11 protein-coding genes are annotated in these 14186 nt (G+C 69.9%); 7 read left to right on the forward strand and 4 right to left on the reverse strand.

Annotated features, from left to right (window positions below; all coding sequences use genetic code 11):
• Nucleotides 1-79: 79 nt before the first annotated feature.
• Together EV640_RS05800 and EV640_RS05805 are read right to left on the reverse strand one after the other, a co-directional pair.
• Entirely contained in the window at nucleotides 80-1921 is a 1842-nt protein-coding gene (locus EV640_RS05800; protein WP_133726051.1) for a phospho-sugar mutase, read from the reverse strand.
• A gap of 76 nt (nucleotides 1922-1997) precedes the next feature.
• Nucleotides 1998-2825: a purine-nucleoside phosphorylase gene (locus tag EV640_RS05805; RefSeq protein WP_036477393.1), complete on the reverse strand. Its 828-nt coding sequence runs from the start codon at nucleotides 2823-2825 to the stop codon at nucleotides 1998-2000.
• A gap of 357 nt (nucleotides 2826-3182) precedes the next feature.
• Here EV640_RS05805 and EV640_RS05810 point away from each other — a divergent pair, with 357 nt between their 5' ends.
• From EV640_RS05810 to EV640_RS05830, 5 genes are read left to right on the forward strand one after another with little or no spacing between them, the layout of a single operon-like run.
• Nucleotides 3183-4568 carry an NAD(P)H-quinone dehydrogenase gene (locus EV640_RS05810; protein WP_424991612.1) on the forward strand — a complete coding sequence of 462 codons (1386 nt, stop codon included), beginning with the start codon at nucleotides 3183-3185 and terminating at the stop codon, nucleotides 4566-4568.
• 5 nt (nucleotides 4569-4573) lie between these two features.
• On the forward strand, nucleotides 4574-6346 hold the full coding sequence (locus EV640_RS05815) for a DUF885 domain-containing protein (RefSeq protein ID WP_084479700.1): 1773 nt from the start codon (nucleotides 4574-4576) through the stop codon (nucleotides 6344-6346).
• Nucleotides 6343-6999, forward strand: a complete 657-nt coding sequence (locus tag EV640_RS05820) for a GNAT family N-acetyltransferase (protein ID WP_051501403.1) — start codon at nucleotides 6343-6345, stop codon at nucleotides 6997-6999. The genes EV640_RS05815 and EV640_RS05820 overlap by 4 nt, the downstream gene beginning before the upstream one ends.
• Nucleotides 7000-7046: 47 nt before the next feature.
• Entirely contained in the window at nucleotides 7047-8141 is a 1095-nt protein-coding gene (locus EV640_RS05825; RefSeq protein WP_133726052.1) for a hypothetical protein, read from the forward strand.
• 11 nt (nucleotides 8142-8152) lie between these two features.
• Complete coding sequence (locus EV640_RS05830; protein ID WP_133726053.1) at nucleotides 8153-9427, forward strand: aminoglycoside phosphotransferase/kinase family protein; 1275 nt, start codon at nucleotides 8153-8155, stop codon at nucleotides 9425-9427.
• A gap of 25 nt (nucleotides 9428-9452) precedes the next feature.
• Here the strand turns inward: EV640_RS05830 and EV640_RS05835 are convergent, their stop codons facing one another.
• Nucleotides 9453-9911, reverse strand: a complete 459-nt coding sequence (locus EV640_RS05835) for a GyrI-like domain-containing protein (RefSeq protein WP_036477241.1) — start codon at nucleotides 9909-9911, stop codon at nucleotides 9453-9455.
• Nucleotides 9912-9977: 66 nt separating this feature from the next.
• On the reverse strand, nucleotides 9978-11717 hold the full coding sequence (locus tag EV640_RS05840; protein WP_133726054.1) for a tetratricopeptide repeat protein: 1740 nt from the start codon (nucleotides 11715-11717) through the stop codon (nucleotides 9978-9980).
• Nucleotides 11718-11763: 46 nt separating this feature from the next.
• Here EV640_RS05840 and EV640_RS05845 point away from each other — a divergent pair, with 46 nt between their 5' ends.
• Together EV640_RS05845 and EV640_RS05850 are read left to right on the forward strand one after the other, a co-directional pair.
• The gene (locus EV640_RS05845; RefSeq protein ID WP_166645876.1) at nucleotides 11764-12726 is read left to right on the forward strand and encodes a glycine betaine ABC transporter substrate-binding protein; all 963 of its coding nucleotides are present in this window, start codon (nucleotides 11764-11766) and stop codon (nucleotides 12724-12726) included.
• A 78-nt stretch (nucleotides 12727-12804) separates the two neighbouring features.
• Nucleotides 12805-14043 carry a pyridoxal phosphate-dependent aminotransferase gene (locus EV640_RS05850; RefSeq protein ID WP_133726056.1) on the forward strand — a complete coding sequence of 413 codons (1239 nt, stop codon included), beginning with the start codon at nucleotides 12805-12807 and terminating at the stop codon, nucleotides 14041-14043.
• The last annotated feature ends 143 nt before the right edge of the window (nucleotides 14044-14186 follow it).

The following is a 14186-nucleotide window of genomic DNA, read 5'->3' on the forward strand; positions in this document are numbered from 1 at the left end:
GTCAGGGTGACCGCGCGGCGGTCCGGCAGATGGTCCGATCGGCGGTCAGGTCGGTCTGGTGGGTGGTCGGCTCGGCGGGTCAGCCCAGCATGGACTCCATCGAGGTGCGCAGCTGCTGGAGACGCGCGGTCGCCTGGGCGCGGGCGGCGCCGATGGCCTCGGGATCGGCGTTGACGCCGGGAGTGTCCGCCACAGCCTCGAGGTAGCACTTGACCTTCGGCTCGGTGCCGGAGGGCCGGACGATCACCCGGTCTCCTTCGGCGGTGAGATAGATCAGCGCATCGGTCTTGGTGGCCTCGCTCAGCTGCGCGCCGGGCAGCGGATCCTGGGTCAGGTCCAGGGATTCAACCACGGCCGAGCCGGCGATCTCCTCGGGAGGCTGCGCGCGCAGGCCAGCGGTGACCTTGCCCAGCTCGGAGAGGTCGCTGACCCGGATGGTGACCTGGCCGGTGACGAAGACGCCTGCCTCGGCTGCGATCTCATCCAGGGCGGCGATCAGGCTGACCCCGCGGGCCTTCAGCGAGGCGGTCATCTCGGCGAAGATCAGCGCGGCCGAGACGCCGTCCTTGTCCTTGACGTGCTCGGGGTCCACGTTGAAGCCGATGGCCTCCTCATAGCCGAAGCTCATGTGCTGGACTCGAGCCAGCCACTTGAACCCGGTGAGCGTCGCGGCGTGGCCGACGCCGCGGACCTGGCAGAGTCGTTCCAGCAGCCGGGAGGAGACGATCGAGTTCGCCAGCACCGGGGCGCCGCCGTCGGCCTGGGGGCGCAGCGGGCCGCGCTCGAGCAGGTGCCGGCCCAGCAGTGCGCCGATCTCATCCCCGGAGAGCTGACGCCAGGCACCGGAGGATCCGTCGTAGACCGCCGCGGAGAGCCGATCGGCGTCCGGGTCATTGGCGAGCACCAGGTCCGCGTGGTTCGCCTCGGCGGCCTTCAGCGCGAGGTCCAGGGCGCCGGGCTCCTCCGGGTTCGGGAAGTCCGCGGTGGGGAAGTCGGGGTCGGGTTCGTGCTGCTCCGCCACCGGGGTCACGGTGAATCCGCCGGCGCGCAGCAACGAGGTGACCATCTCCCCGCCCACGCCGTGCATCGCGGTGTAGACCACGTGCAGGTCCCGGTGTGGATAGGTCTTCGGGTCCAGCAGCTCCAGAGCCTCGCGCTCATAGCTGCTGCGGGCCTCATCGGTGATCGGGTGGGTCTCCGTGCTGGCGCCATCGCTGCCGCCATCGGCGCCACGGTGGGTGGCGCCCTCGGTGCTCGAGGGTGTGTCGGCGTCGACGAGCTCTGCGATCCGGGCGGCGATGTCTTGATCCACCGGGGGTACGATCTGCGCGCCGACCCCATGGCCCTCGGGCTCCAGGAAGCGGGAGAGCTCTCCGCCGAGGTAGACCTTGTACCCGTTGTCCTGGGGCGGGTTGTGGCTGGCCGTGACCATCACCCCGATCTCGGCGTCGAGCACCAGCACCTGGCGGGCCAGCAGCGGGGTGGGCCCGGGGCGGGTGAACAGGTGCACCTCCCAGCCGGCGGCGGAGAAGATCTCCGCGGTATCGGCGGCGAACTCGTCGGACTGGTGGCGGGCATCGAAACCGATCACGATCTTCGGCGCCTCGCTGCGCATCGGATCCTGGGAGCTGTCCGCCTTCTGCTGGGCGCGGGCAAGCTGCTCCTGGGCGTAGCTGAGCATCCCGGCAGCGGTCTGGCGCACGACCAGGCGGTTCATCCGCAGCGGTCCTGGACCGAGCTCCGCGCGCAGCCCGGCGGTGCCGAAGGCGAGCCGGCCGGCGAAGAGCCGCTTGAGCTCCGCGCTCGCCGAAGCGTCGGAGGCCTCGGCGCGCTGCAGCAGCTGCGCAAGTCCGGACCGGGTCTTGGCGTCGGGGTCATTCTCGATCCAGCGGCGCACGGCGCCGAACAGCTTCTCGGTCATGGCGGTCTGCTCCCTCATATCGGTCGGGGTAACGGGTCTGCGTGGGTCATCGGTGGCTGCCGGTCGGAGTCCAGGTTCACTCAGCCAGGAGGCGCCCGATGACCTTCGCCAGCAGGGCAGAGATCCGCGGGGCCGCTTCGCGTCCAGCCTCGAGCACCTCCGTGTGGCTCAGCGGCTCCGGGGAGATCCCGGCGGCCTGGTTGGTGACCAGAGAGATGCCGAAGACCTCCATGCCGGCCGCGCGAGCGGCGATGGCCTCCAGTGCGGTGGACATGCCGACGAGATCCGCGCCCAGGACTCCGGCCATCCGAACCTCGGCGGGAGTCTCGTAGTGCGGGCCGGGGAACTGTGCGTAGACGCCCTCGGGCAGGTCCGGGTCGATCTCTCGGGCCACGGCGCGCAGCCGGGGGGAGTAGAGATCGGTCATGTCCACGAAGTGCGCGCCGCGCAGCGAGGAGGTGCCGGTGAGGTTCAGGTGATCGGAGATCAGCACCGGGGTGCCCGGCCTCCACTGCGGGTTCAGCCCGCCGCAGCCGTTGGTGAGCACCATGGTGGTGGCGCCCGCGGCGGCGGCGGTGCGCACCCCGTGGGCGACGGCGTCCACCCCGCGGCCCTCGTAGTAGTGGGTGCGCGCCCCGATGACGAGGACATGGGCTCCGGAGGCGGAGCGGATGACCTTCAGCGTCCCGCTGTGGCCCGAGACGCCGGAGGAATGGAAGCCGGGCACCTCCTCGGCGTCGATCTCCGCGACGAGCTCACCGAGCTGGGCGGCGGCCTCGCCCCATCCCGAGCCCAGCGTGCAGGCCAGGTCGATGGAGTCCACCCCCGACTGGTCAAGCAGCGCACGGGCTGCCGCTTCGGCGCGCAGATTCGCCGGGGCGGTCGGGTCATTGGTGGGGGTCAGCTCAGGATGCGGGACCAGGCGGTCTCCGATTCCGTCGTCGGTCGGGGCGCTGTGCTGGGTCTGGACTTTGTCATGGCTCACATGGATCAATCTACCGTCTGGGCGGGAGACCGCGGCAGGCTGACGCGGCCGGGCTGTTCCGAACATCGGTGCCGCATCTGATCCGGGAGCAGGCCAAGCGGACTCAGCCTCCCCGACCGATGCGGTCCTCCTGCGGAGTCACATCCCCGTGTGGCGTATGACATTGCCGCGCCGACTCGGCAGAATGGGCCCGTGACTCCAACTAATCTGCAACGACGCTTCGCCCCTGACCGCATCGCCATCCTCGGCGGAGGCCCCGGAGGCTACGAAGCCGCTATGGTCGCCGCCGACGCCGGCGCGGAGGTCACGATCATCGAGGAAAAGGGCCTCGGCGGTTCTGCAGTGCTCACCGACGTGGTCCCTTCCAAGACGCTGATCGCCACCGCGGACGCGATGCGCCGGGTCAACATCTCCACCGCCTTCGGCGTGCGCTTCGGGGAACACGCCAACGGCCTCCGAGGCGGGCAGGGCGAGGACGTCCAGGAGGCGGAGGCCTGGGCCGACTTCTCCAAGGTCAACGAGCGTCTGCTCAAGCTGGCGCACAGCCAGTCCCGCGACATCCGCGCCACCCTGGAGTCCTACGGAGTGCGGGTGATCATCGGGCGGGGCAAGCTGGTGCTGCCGCACAGCATCGAGGTCACCTCTGGAGAACAAGCCGGCGAGGTGGTCGTCGCCGACGCGATCATCGTGGCCACCGGTGCCCACCCGCGGGAGCTCGGCTCCGCCAAGCCCGACGGGGAGCGGATCTTCAACTGGACCCAGGCGTATAACCTCACCGAGGCGCCGGAGCACATGATCGTCGTCGGCTCCGGGGTCACCGGAGCCGAGTTCGCCTCGGCGTACCGTCGGCTCGGCGCCGAGGTCACGCTGGTCTCCTCCCGCGACCAGGTGCTGCCCGGGGAGGACGCCGATGCGGCCACGGTGCTGGAGAACTCCTTCGCACGTGTCGGAGTCCACGTGGCCTCGCGGACCCGCGCCGAGTCCGTGGAGCGCACGGAGCACGGTGTCGAGGTCCGGCTCAGCAACGGGGAGGTGCTGCGCGGCTCGCACTGCCTGATGGCTGTGGGCGGGATCCCCAACACCGCCGGCCTGGGGCTCGAGGAGGCCGGGGTGGAGATCTCCGAATCCGGTCACATCCAGGTGGACACCGTCTCGCGCACCACGGCGAACAACATCTACGCCGCCGGGGACTGCACCGGGGTGATGCCGCTGGCCTCCGTCGCGGCGATGCAGGGCCGGGTGGCCGTGGCCCATATGCAGGGCGAGAGCGTGAAGCCGCTGAAGCTGCACCAGGTCGCCTCCAACGTGTTCACCTCTCCGGAGATCGCCACGGTCGGGGTCACCCAGGAGCAGGTCGACTCCGGCAAGTACCAGGCCGACGTGATCAAGCTTGACCTCGCCACCAACGCCCGGGCCAAGATGATGAACATCCGTGAGGGCTTCGTGAAGATCTTCTCGCGCAAGGGATCCGGCACGGTGATCGGCGCCGTCGTGGTCGCCCCGAGGGCATCCGAGCTGATCTTCCCGCTCGCGCTGGCGGTCACGCACAAGCTGCACGTCGACGACGTCGCCACCACCTTCACCGTCTACCCCTCGCTGACCGGTTCGATCTCCGAGGCCGCCCGTCGACTCCACCTGCACGTCACCGATCCGGAGGACTGACCCGCATGAGCAGCTCGACGCCGGCCACGCCGCCCGAACCCGCTACACCCGAAGCCACGCAGCCCGAATCCGCGACACCCGAACCCGCGGCACCCGAACCAGCGCGTCCCGGGCCCCGCACGTCGACGGCGGTGGACGCCTTCGCCGAGGACTACTTCGAGCGGCTGCTCGCCCTGGCCCCGGAGGAGGCCACGGTGCTGGGCCGCCCCGGAGTCGAGACCGAATACGCGGACTACTCCCCGGCCGGACGTGAAGAGGTCGCCCAGCTGCAGCGTGAGACCCTGGCTCAGCTGGCCGGGATGACACCGGAAGACCGCATCGATGCGGTGACCCTGCATGCGATGGCGGAGCGGATCGGACTCGACGTGGCGCTGCACGAGTCCGGGCGCACGGAGCTGAACAACCTGGCCTCGGCACCTCAGACAGTGCGGATGGTGCTGGAGCTGATGCCCGCGCAGAGCGAACAGGACTTCGTGCACATCGCCGGGCGGTTGCACAATCTCCCGGCCGCGCTCGAAGGCTACTGGGCCTCGCTGGTGAACTCCGCCCAGGCGGGTCAGGTGCCCGCCCAGCGACAGGTCCACGCGGTGGCGGAGCAATGCCGCAGCTACGCCCTCCCCGAGGGTGCGCTCGCCGGGTACGCGCTCAGCGGCCGCCAGGCGCAGGTCAGCTCCGCCACACAGGAGGCGCTCGCCGCCGGGACCCACGCCGCGCAGCAGGCCTACCTGCGCCTGGCGGAGCGTCTGGAATCAGAGCTGCTGCCGCAGGCGCCTGCCGCCGACGCGGTGGGCACCGAGGCCTACCGGCTGCACAGCCAGTTCTTCACCGGCACCATGCTGGACCTCGAAGAGACCTACCGCTGGGGGCTCGAAGAGCTCGCCCGGCTGGTCGCGGCGCAGGAAGTCGTGGCCCACCAGATCAGCCCAGGCGCCTCCGTGGAGGAGGCCAAGGCGATCCTGGACGCGGATCCCGCACGGCAGCTCTCCGGGACCGCGGCGCTGCAGGAATGGATGCAGCGACTCTCGGACGAGGCGCTCGCGGCGTTGAAAGACGTGCACTTCGACATTCCGGCCCCGATGGACGTCCTGGAATGCATGATCGCGCCGACTCAGGACGGCGGGGTCTATTACACCGGACCCAGTGATGACTTCTCCCGGCCGGGCCGGATGTGGTGGTCGGTTCCCGAAGACGATGAACATTTCACCACCTGGACCGAGACCACCACCGTCTACCACGAGGGGGTCCCGGGGCATCACCTGCAGATCGCCACCGCGACCCTGGTCAAGGACCGGTTGAACTCCTGGCGCCGTCACGGCAGCTTCGTCTCCGGCTTCGCCGAGGGATGGGCGCTCTACGCCGAGCAGCTCATGGCGGAGCTGGGCTTCCTCGCGGACCCCGGAGATCTGATGGGGATGTATGACATGCAGCGGATGCGCGCGGCCCGGGTGGTCTTCGACATCGGAGTCCATTGCGGCTTCGAGGCTCCGCCGGAATGGGGCGGGCAGACCTGGACCCCTGAACAGGGCAAGGAGTTCCTGCGCGCTCACCTTCCGATCTCCTCAGCACAGCTGGACTTCGAGTTCACCAGGTATCTGGGCTGGCCCGGGCAGGCGCCGTCCTACAAGGTCGGGCAGCGTGTCTTCGAGGAGCTCCGTGCCGAATGCGAGGCGGCTGCTCGCGAGGCCGGGGAGCCCTTCGACCTGCGCGCCTTCCATACCGAGCTGCTTGGACTCGGCATGATCGGGCTGGACACACTGCGCTTCGCGATGCGCCCATGAGGCTGCTCCCCGGCCGGAACCGAGACTGGCCGGCGAGCCCCGCCGGGCAGATCCCCGCCGGACGGGTCGAGCTGCGCCCGCTTGGAACCGAGGATGAGCATCGCTATATGGCGCTGCGCGTGCTCAACAGCGCCTGGCTCCAGCCCTGGGATGCCACCACTCCTGAGAATCCGGATCCCCGGGACTCCTCGGCCAGCTTCCGGCAGATGGCCCGCAGTCTGGGCCGCAGCGCCCGGTCCGGCATCCATCTGCCCTGGCTGATCTGGTTCACCGCCCAGGGCGGGACGCCCCAGATGGTCGGACAGCTGACCGTGGGCCCGATCATCGGCGGCTCCGCTCGGAGCACTTCCCTGGGCTACTGGCTCGACGAGGGGCACGCCGGGCGCGGGATCACTCCCTTCGCGGCGGCGCTGGCCGTGGACCACCTCTTCTTCGAACGTGGACTGCATCGGGTCGAGGTCGCCGTTCGTCCGGAGAATGTGGCGAGCCTGCGCGTGGTGGAGAAGCTGGGCTTCCGGGAGGAAGGAGTCCGCCTGCGGTTCCTGCACATCCATGGTGCCTGGCGGGACCACCGGTGCTTCGCGCTGACCCGCGAAGAGATCGGTGAGGGTCTTGTGGCGCGTTGCCGCGGATCACAATCCGGTATCGGATAGGCTCGGCCTGTACTTCATGAAGGGCAAGGGGGTCAGGGATGCTGGGCATGGAACACACCGAGAGCGCGTTCCTCTCCACGGTGCAGGGCCTGCCCATCCCCTCCTCCGCGCTCATGGCCCTGATCGCCGTGCTGTTTCTGGGCACCCTGGTCCTGCGCGGACAGCGCCAGGCGACCAGCCTCGCGGATGCCGCGCCCGCCGCGCATCCGGCTCCGACCCGCGCCGCGGCGTCCTCCCTGGCGGCCACTCCGGCGTCCACGGAGCCGATGATCGGCCCCACCGCTCAACCCGACACCCACCGAGGGGCGACCATGTCCTCCAGCACCGACCTGCCCAGCAGCGCGAGTTCATCGCACCGCACCGATTCCACACGTTCGGATTCCGCACGCACCGGTTCCACGCCTGCCGGGTCTTCGTCTCAGCCCGGCTCCGGGTTCCACCTGCACTGGGGACGCACCGTGGTCGCACTCCTGGGAGCGATCGCCGCGCTGAGCGCCGTCGTCACCGGGATCCTGGCCCCGCTGACCGCCGTCCCGGCCGCGGTGCCGCTCAGCGCCGCCGTCGTCTTCCTGCTGGCACTGGTGGCCCTGCGGACCATGGCGGTGCTGCGCCGACGCAGCCTCCGCCGGGCTCGGGTGCAGTCCGCCATTGACGAGGCGATGAACCCGCTGCAGGGCACCGACTGGGTGAACCCGACCGAGGCTGGGCTCTTCGACGCGCTGAGCGCCGACGGCCGCGGCACCGGAGGCCCAGACTCCTTGCAGCAGACCGACGAGGACGGACTTCCCGTGGGTTTAGAACGAACCTTCGACGCCGAGGTGCAGGCCTCGGGCCCGGTCCTGGGCGAGGCCGCTGAACCGGTCGGGCCCTGGCAGCCGCGAGCCGTGCCGCGCCCGAAGTACCTGGACCTGGACAAGGCGCAGCGGATCGAGCCGGAGGCGCTCGCGGGACAGACCCCGGCCCCGCGCAGCGACGTCAAGCTCACCCAGCGCCGGTTCCTGGACACCACGCCTCCCGCGGAGCAGACCCCCGCAGCCGAAGAGGCCGCAGTGCAGCACCCCACCGCTTCGAGGTCCCAGGTCAAGGCGCCGAAACGTGACTCGATGAACCTCGATGAAGTGCTGAAGCGCCGGCGCGCCTGATGTCTCGCGGCATGACCCCGGCAGAGCTGGAGGCTAGGCAGCTGGCGTTCATGGAGTCCTTCGACGCGCACCCCCCGATCGCCGAGGCGATCCAACACACCGGGGTCTACGCGACCAGCGTGCACCTGGAATCGCTGCAGCACCGCCCGGGGGCCGGGGTGACCGGGGTCTACCGGGTCGCGACCGGACGTCCCGTGATGCCGCGCGGCGGACCGGCGGGGTCCTATACCGAGACCTCTGACCACGTGGACGAGCTCTACGTGGGCATGACCACCGAACCGGTGTCCGCCGAAGCAGACGGGGTCGTGCAGTCCCACAGCCCCTACGGTCGACTCTCGATCTGGCAGCATCCGCTGGACCCCGCGCTTCCGGGTCTGCGCATCGCCGCCGACCCGGATTCGGTCCGCAATGTCTGGGGGGCCGGCCGCGACCTGGTCAGCCTGGAGACCATCAGCTACCGTCCGCTGCGCCGCGCGGTGATCGCCGCAGAGTTCGACGACGGCACCCGCCTGTTCCTGAAGGTGCTGCGCGCTCGGCGCGCCCAGCACCTGCACACCCGGCACCAGCTGCTGCTCGACGCCGGCGTCCCGGCCGCCGTGCCGGTCCGGGAGCCGGTGCTCGACGTGGTCGCGCTGCGAGAAGGTTCGGGGGAGTCCCTGGCCGAATACTTCCTTGCGGACGGCGCCGCCGCAGCTGGGCCGGAGCGGTTCATCGATCTGCTCGAGAAGCTCCCGGCCGAGGTGATGACGCTCCCGGCACGGGAGGCCTGGACCGACCGGCTCTCCGCCTATGCCTCGGCGGCGACCTCGGCGCTGCCCGGGGCCACCGAACGCATCTCGGCGCTGGTGGAACATATCAGCACGGTGCTTCCGCTGACCGACCGTGGTCCGGTGGTGCCCACCCATGGGGACTTCTACGAGGCCAACCTGCTGATGCGCGGCGGGGAGGTCTCCGCGCTGTTGGATGTGGATTCCCTGGGCCCGGGGTACCGGGTAGATGACCTCGCATGCTTCCTGGGACACCTCGCGGTGCTGCCGGCGGTGGACCCGCGCTATGTCCATGTCCCGGCGGCGTTCCAACGCTTCGCCGCTGGCTTCGCCGCCACGGTGGACGCGCACGCGCTGCGGGTGCGCACCGCCGCAGTGGCGCTGTCGCTGGTGGCCGGAGCCCGGGACACCCGCCGGGCGCAGTGGCAGGCTCAGGCTGAGCAGCGGCTCGCCTGCGCCGAGGCCGTGGTGGGTCTGCGTTCTGCGGGCCCGGCGCTGCCGCAATGGCCGCAGCTCTAGAGGTACCTCCGCGAGAAGTCCTGGCTCAGGTGCTCGGCCAGCAGATCCGGGTGTGCCATTTCGCCGGATCGGGCTCGAGCGCCGGATCGGTGAGGTAGCTCTCCCACATCACCGGGCCGGGGCTGATCCCGGCCTCCGCGAAGTACCGTTCGACCTCGGAGTAGGTGCGCTCAAGCGTGTCGTAGGACCCGATGTGGATCGCCTCCACCAGGCGGCCGCCGGGCAGGAGGCCCGGGGCCACGTCCCCGTCCGGGGTGATGGTCGAGGGGACCGGGAAGCCTGCCTCGACATCCACCGATTCTCCCGGGGAGCCGTGGTACTTGCCGAACGGCGGGCCCGCCGGGCTGAGCCCCTGCGCAACCAGCGCCTGCATGGTCTCCTCGAACGCCCGAGAGAAGAAGTCGGTCAGACCTGCCATGGGGACCCGGTCCCGGATCCCGGCGGTGTGCTGTTCAGGGCTCTGGATGATCTTGATATCGGTCATGCAGTGATGCTCCTGCGCCAGACGCGGCTCCGGTAGAGCCGAACGTCCCTGCGCGGATGTGGCGGGTCAGCTGCGCATCCGACGCTTGAGCCGGGTGAGCTTGCGGCGCAGGTCCGCTGCGGCTTCAGCCTTGCCCTGCCGCATCAGTGCCTCGATCTGACCCTCCAGGGCGTCTGCCATCAGGGAGGGGCTGGCCTCGCGCTCGTCGGTGGACATCCGGAAGATCGTCTCGGCCTCGTCGGCTCGCCCCATCTCCAGCAGCACCTTGGCCGCGAAGACCTCAGCGTCCCCGGCGGCGTCCTCGTCCCCGGCCTCGGCGAAGAGGTCCGCGGCCTCCAGTCCCGCGGCCACTGCCTTGGTCCCCTCGCCCAGCGCCGTCCAGCCGCGGGCCAGCGAATCGGTGATGTCCGCGCGCTGCCAGGTCGTCCCGTGTTCCCGGGCCAGCTCCAGGGCCCGATCCAGGTGGCCGATCCCGGTCTCGTCCTCGGCGCGGGTGAGCAGGTGTCCCAGCGAATGCAGCGCCTGCAGCAACACCTGCGGGTCGAGGTCCTCGCTGTGCTCGACCAGTTCGAGTCCACGCTCGTAGTGCCCGCGGGCGACCTCGAGGCGGTCCAGCGAGGCGGCCAGCGCCCCGGCGGCGAGATGGGCACGCGCCGCCTCATCGGTCTCGTCGATCTCGCCGAAGAGCTCCGCTGCCTCGTTCCAGTGCACCATGGCCTCCAGCGGTCGTTTCAGATGGGTCACGGCATGGCCGAGCCCCATCAGGGCCCTGGCCCGGGTGGACCGGTCCTCCTCGGAGCCGCCCAGGCGGACCGAGAGGGCATCGAGCACCTTCTCGGCCTCGGGGTAGTCGTCGAGTTCCAGCAGCTGCTGGCCCAGGGCCAGACTCAGGAGCCGCGATTCGCGGAACTCCCCGAGCTCGGCCTGCTGCACCGCGACCCGCCAGGCCAGGACCGAGGCGTCGCCGTCGTCCTCTTCTCCGGTGAGCCCGGCCAGCAGCGCGGCGGCCGAGGCGGCGCCCTTGCGCACCCGGGCAGCGGCGTAGAGCTCCACCGAGTGCAGCGCGGCGTCGATGGCGGCGAGGTTGCGGTCTTCGTGATGGTGGATGGTGGCCTGCAGCATCGCCATCGCGCCGTGCACCGCCCGGTTCGCGTGGGAGGCGAGCACCAGTTCCGCCGTGCGCAGCGCCTGGGTGGTCTCCCCGGAGAGCAGCAGCGTATGAGCCAGGAACATTCTGGCCCCGGCCAGCGCCTCGGTACGGTCCAGGCTGGTCAGGATCGTGCAGGTCTCTTGGACGATCGGCAGAGCCGATTCTGGTCCCTCGTCCTGAAGTCGGCGGACCGCCAGGGAGGAGAGCACATCGGCAAGCTCCACCGTGACGTCGCCGCGCGTCTGGTCCTCCCGGCGCAGGTCATCGGCGACCCGGGAGAGGATCTCGGCCTCCACCCGGTCCGGCTCGCGCAGCAGCATCGCGCCGAGCTCGTCCTCCACCCGTGCCTGCCGGAAGCGGCCCAGCTCGCGCAGCAGACGCAGACGCGCCGCGATGAACGGCGCCGAGGCCGCGGAGTCCCCGCGCATCTCGTGGACCCCGGCCAGGATGCGCAGCAGCATCAGCCGGTTCTCCGGGTCCTCCCCGCCGGGGGCACGCAGTCCGGCCTCGGCGGCTTCAGCGGCCGAACGGAACCGTTCGCCGTAGGCGCCCTCGTAGGCCAGGTCCAGCCAGCCCGCCGCGGTCTGTGCGGGCACAGTTGTCCCACCGGCGGCCTCGAGGAGTGCCGTCAGACGCGGAATCAGCGGACTCGTCATCTGCACCAGACTAGCGCCGATCGGGTGCCGCCGTAGAATGACGATCATGACTTTTTCCCCTGTGGCGCCCTCGCGCGTCCGCCGCGTCACGGGGTGCACCGCAATCACCGCCGCCGCGGTCCTGGTCGCCACGGGCTGTTCACCGCCGCCGTCGGCGGAGGAGCCCACCGGCAGCGCGGCAGAGCGAGCCTGGACGATCGCGGTGGGGGAGCACCCGTTGGATCAGACCATCGCCAATGTCTACGCCCTGGCGCTGAGCTCCCGGGACACTCCTGCGGTCGTGGATGCCTCCGATCGCGGCCCCGGGGAGCTGGTCCTTGAGGATCAGACCGACCTGGTCCTCGGCCGCTCTGAGACGTTCGCCCGGCAGCTGGACCCCGAGGCGTTCGCCGAGCTGGAGCAGCCGAGCCCGGCGGAGCTGCTGGGCGTGATCGAGGAAAGCCTTGGTGAACAGGCCGAGCTGCTGGAGCCCACCTCGGCGGTGCTCGGCAGCTCCCTGGTGATCACCTCGATCACCGCCGAGCTCAATGAGATCACCACCGAGGGGGAGGTCGAGGATTCCGCCTTCGCCGAGGCCTGCGACGAGCTGCGCATCGGGGCGCGCCTGGACCTGCCCGCCCCGGAGCCGCTGCTGGCCGAGGTCTATGACTGCGAGCCCGCGGAGATCGTTCTGGCGGAGGAGGCCGACCTGCTCGACGCGCTGATCACCGCGCAGCTCGATGCGGTGATCCTCACGACGACACAACCGGGCATCGAGGAGCAGGGACTGATCGCGCTCAGCGACACGGAGCGCGCCTTCCCGCAGGAGCAGTTCGTCCCGGTGGTCTCGGCGGAGATCGCCGAAGAGGTCCCCGGTGTGGCGGTGGAGCTGGCTCAGGCGTTGAACGAGGACGCCCTGGTCACGCTGCGCCGACTCATCGACGGAGACCAGGGGCTGAGCCCCCAGGAGGCGGCGGAGTACTGGCTGGTCCAGGAGGGCTTCGTCGCGGAGCCAGAAGACTGGGGCTGAGACCTCCGGGCAACTCGCCGAACAGGTTCTGGGCTGTAACGTCCCGACAGGGACCGTGGCATAAGGCACAATCTGGTCATGGAGGAATTCGAGGACTTCACTCAGGCCCAGAAGCTCCGCAACGTGCGGTACGACGTGCGCGGACCCATCGCAGTGGAAGCCGCGCGACTAGAGCGCGCGGGCCACCGGATCACCAAGCTGAACATCGGCAATATGGCGCCCTTCGGCTTCGACGCCCCGGACTCGATCCTGGTGGACATGATCAAGAACCTGCCCAGCTCGCAGGGCTACTCCGAGTCCCAGGGCATCTACTCGGCGCGGACCGCGGTGGCGCAGTACTACCAGTCCCGCGGTATGCGCGACGCCGAGGTCTCGGACGTGATCCTGGGCAACGGGGTCTCCGAGCTGATCACCATGGTGCTGCAGGCGCTGATCAATCCCGGCGACGAGGTCCTCATCCCGGCTCCGGACTACCCGCTGTGGACCGCGATCACCACCTTGTGCAGCGGACGTGCGGTCCACTACATCTGTGACGAGGAGAACTACTGGTGGCCGGACCCGGAGGAGGTCGAGTCCAAGATCACGGACCGCACCAAGGCCCTGGTGCTGATCAACCCGAACAACCCGACCGGGGCGGTCTATCCCCGCGAGATCCTCGAGGCGATGGTGGACATCGCCCGGCGGCACAACCTGATCCTGCTCTCCGATGAGATCTACGAGAAGATCACCTTCGACGACGCCGAGATGATCAACGCCTGCACGTTGGCCGACGACGTCTTCACGATCACCTTCTCCGGGCTCTCCAAGACCTGGCGCGTGGCGGGCTTCCGCTCCGGCTGGCTCTACATGTCAGGACCCAAGCACCGCGCGAAGAACTACATCGAGGGCCTGAACCTGATGTCGAACCTGCGCATGTGCCCCAACGTCCCGGCGCAGCACGCGATCCAGACCGCACTCGGCGGTTACCAGTCCGTGGAGGAGTTCATCCGGCCCGGCGGCAGGCTCTACGAGCAGCGCAACGTCGCGCATAAGCTGCTCTCCGAGATCGAGGGGGTCGACGTCCATCAGGCCGACGGCGCGCTGTATCTCTTCCCGCGGCTGGACCCGAAGATCTACCCGATCCAGAACGACGAGGCCTTCGTGATGGAGCTGCTGCGCCAGCAGAAGATACTGGTCTCCCACGGGCGGGCGTTCAACTGGATCGACGACAACCATTTCCGGCTGGTCTCGCTGCCGCCGGTGGAGGAGCTCGAAGAGGCCATCGCCGGGATCGCCGACTTCCTCGCCTCCTACCGAGACGCGTTCGCTCGAGCCTGAGCGCGGGGCAGGAGCGAGACCGAGGCCGCGACCCACCGGGGCCTCGATCGACAGAGACCGCGACCAGGAGAGACCGCGACCGACCGAGCGCGCGCAGGACTGTTCCCGTCAAGACCGGCGCCGGAACACGCTCAGCATGTGAA

The organism is Nesterenkonia aurantiaca (assembly GCF_004364585.1).
Taxonomy (GTDB): Bacteria; Actinomycetota; Actinomycetes; order Actinomycetales; family Micrococcaceae; genus Nesterenkonia; species Nesterenkonia aurantiaca.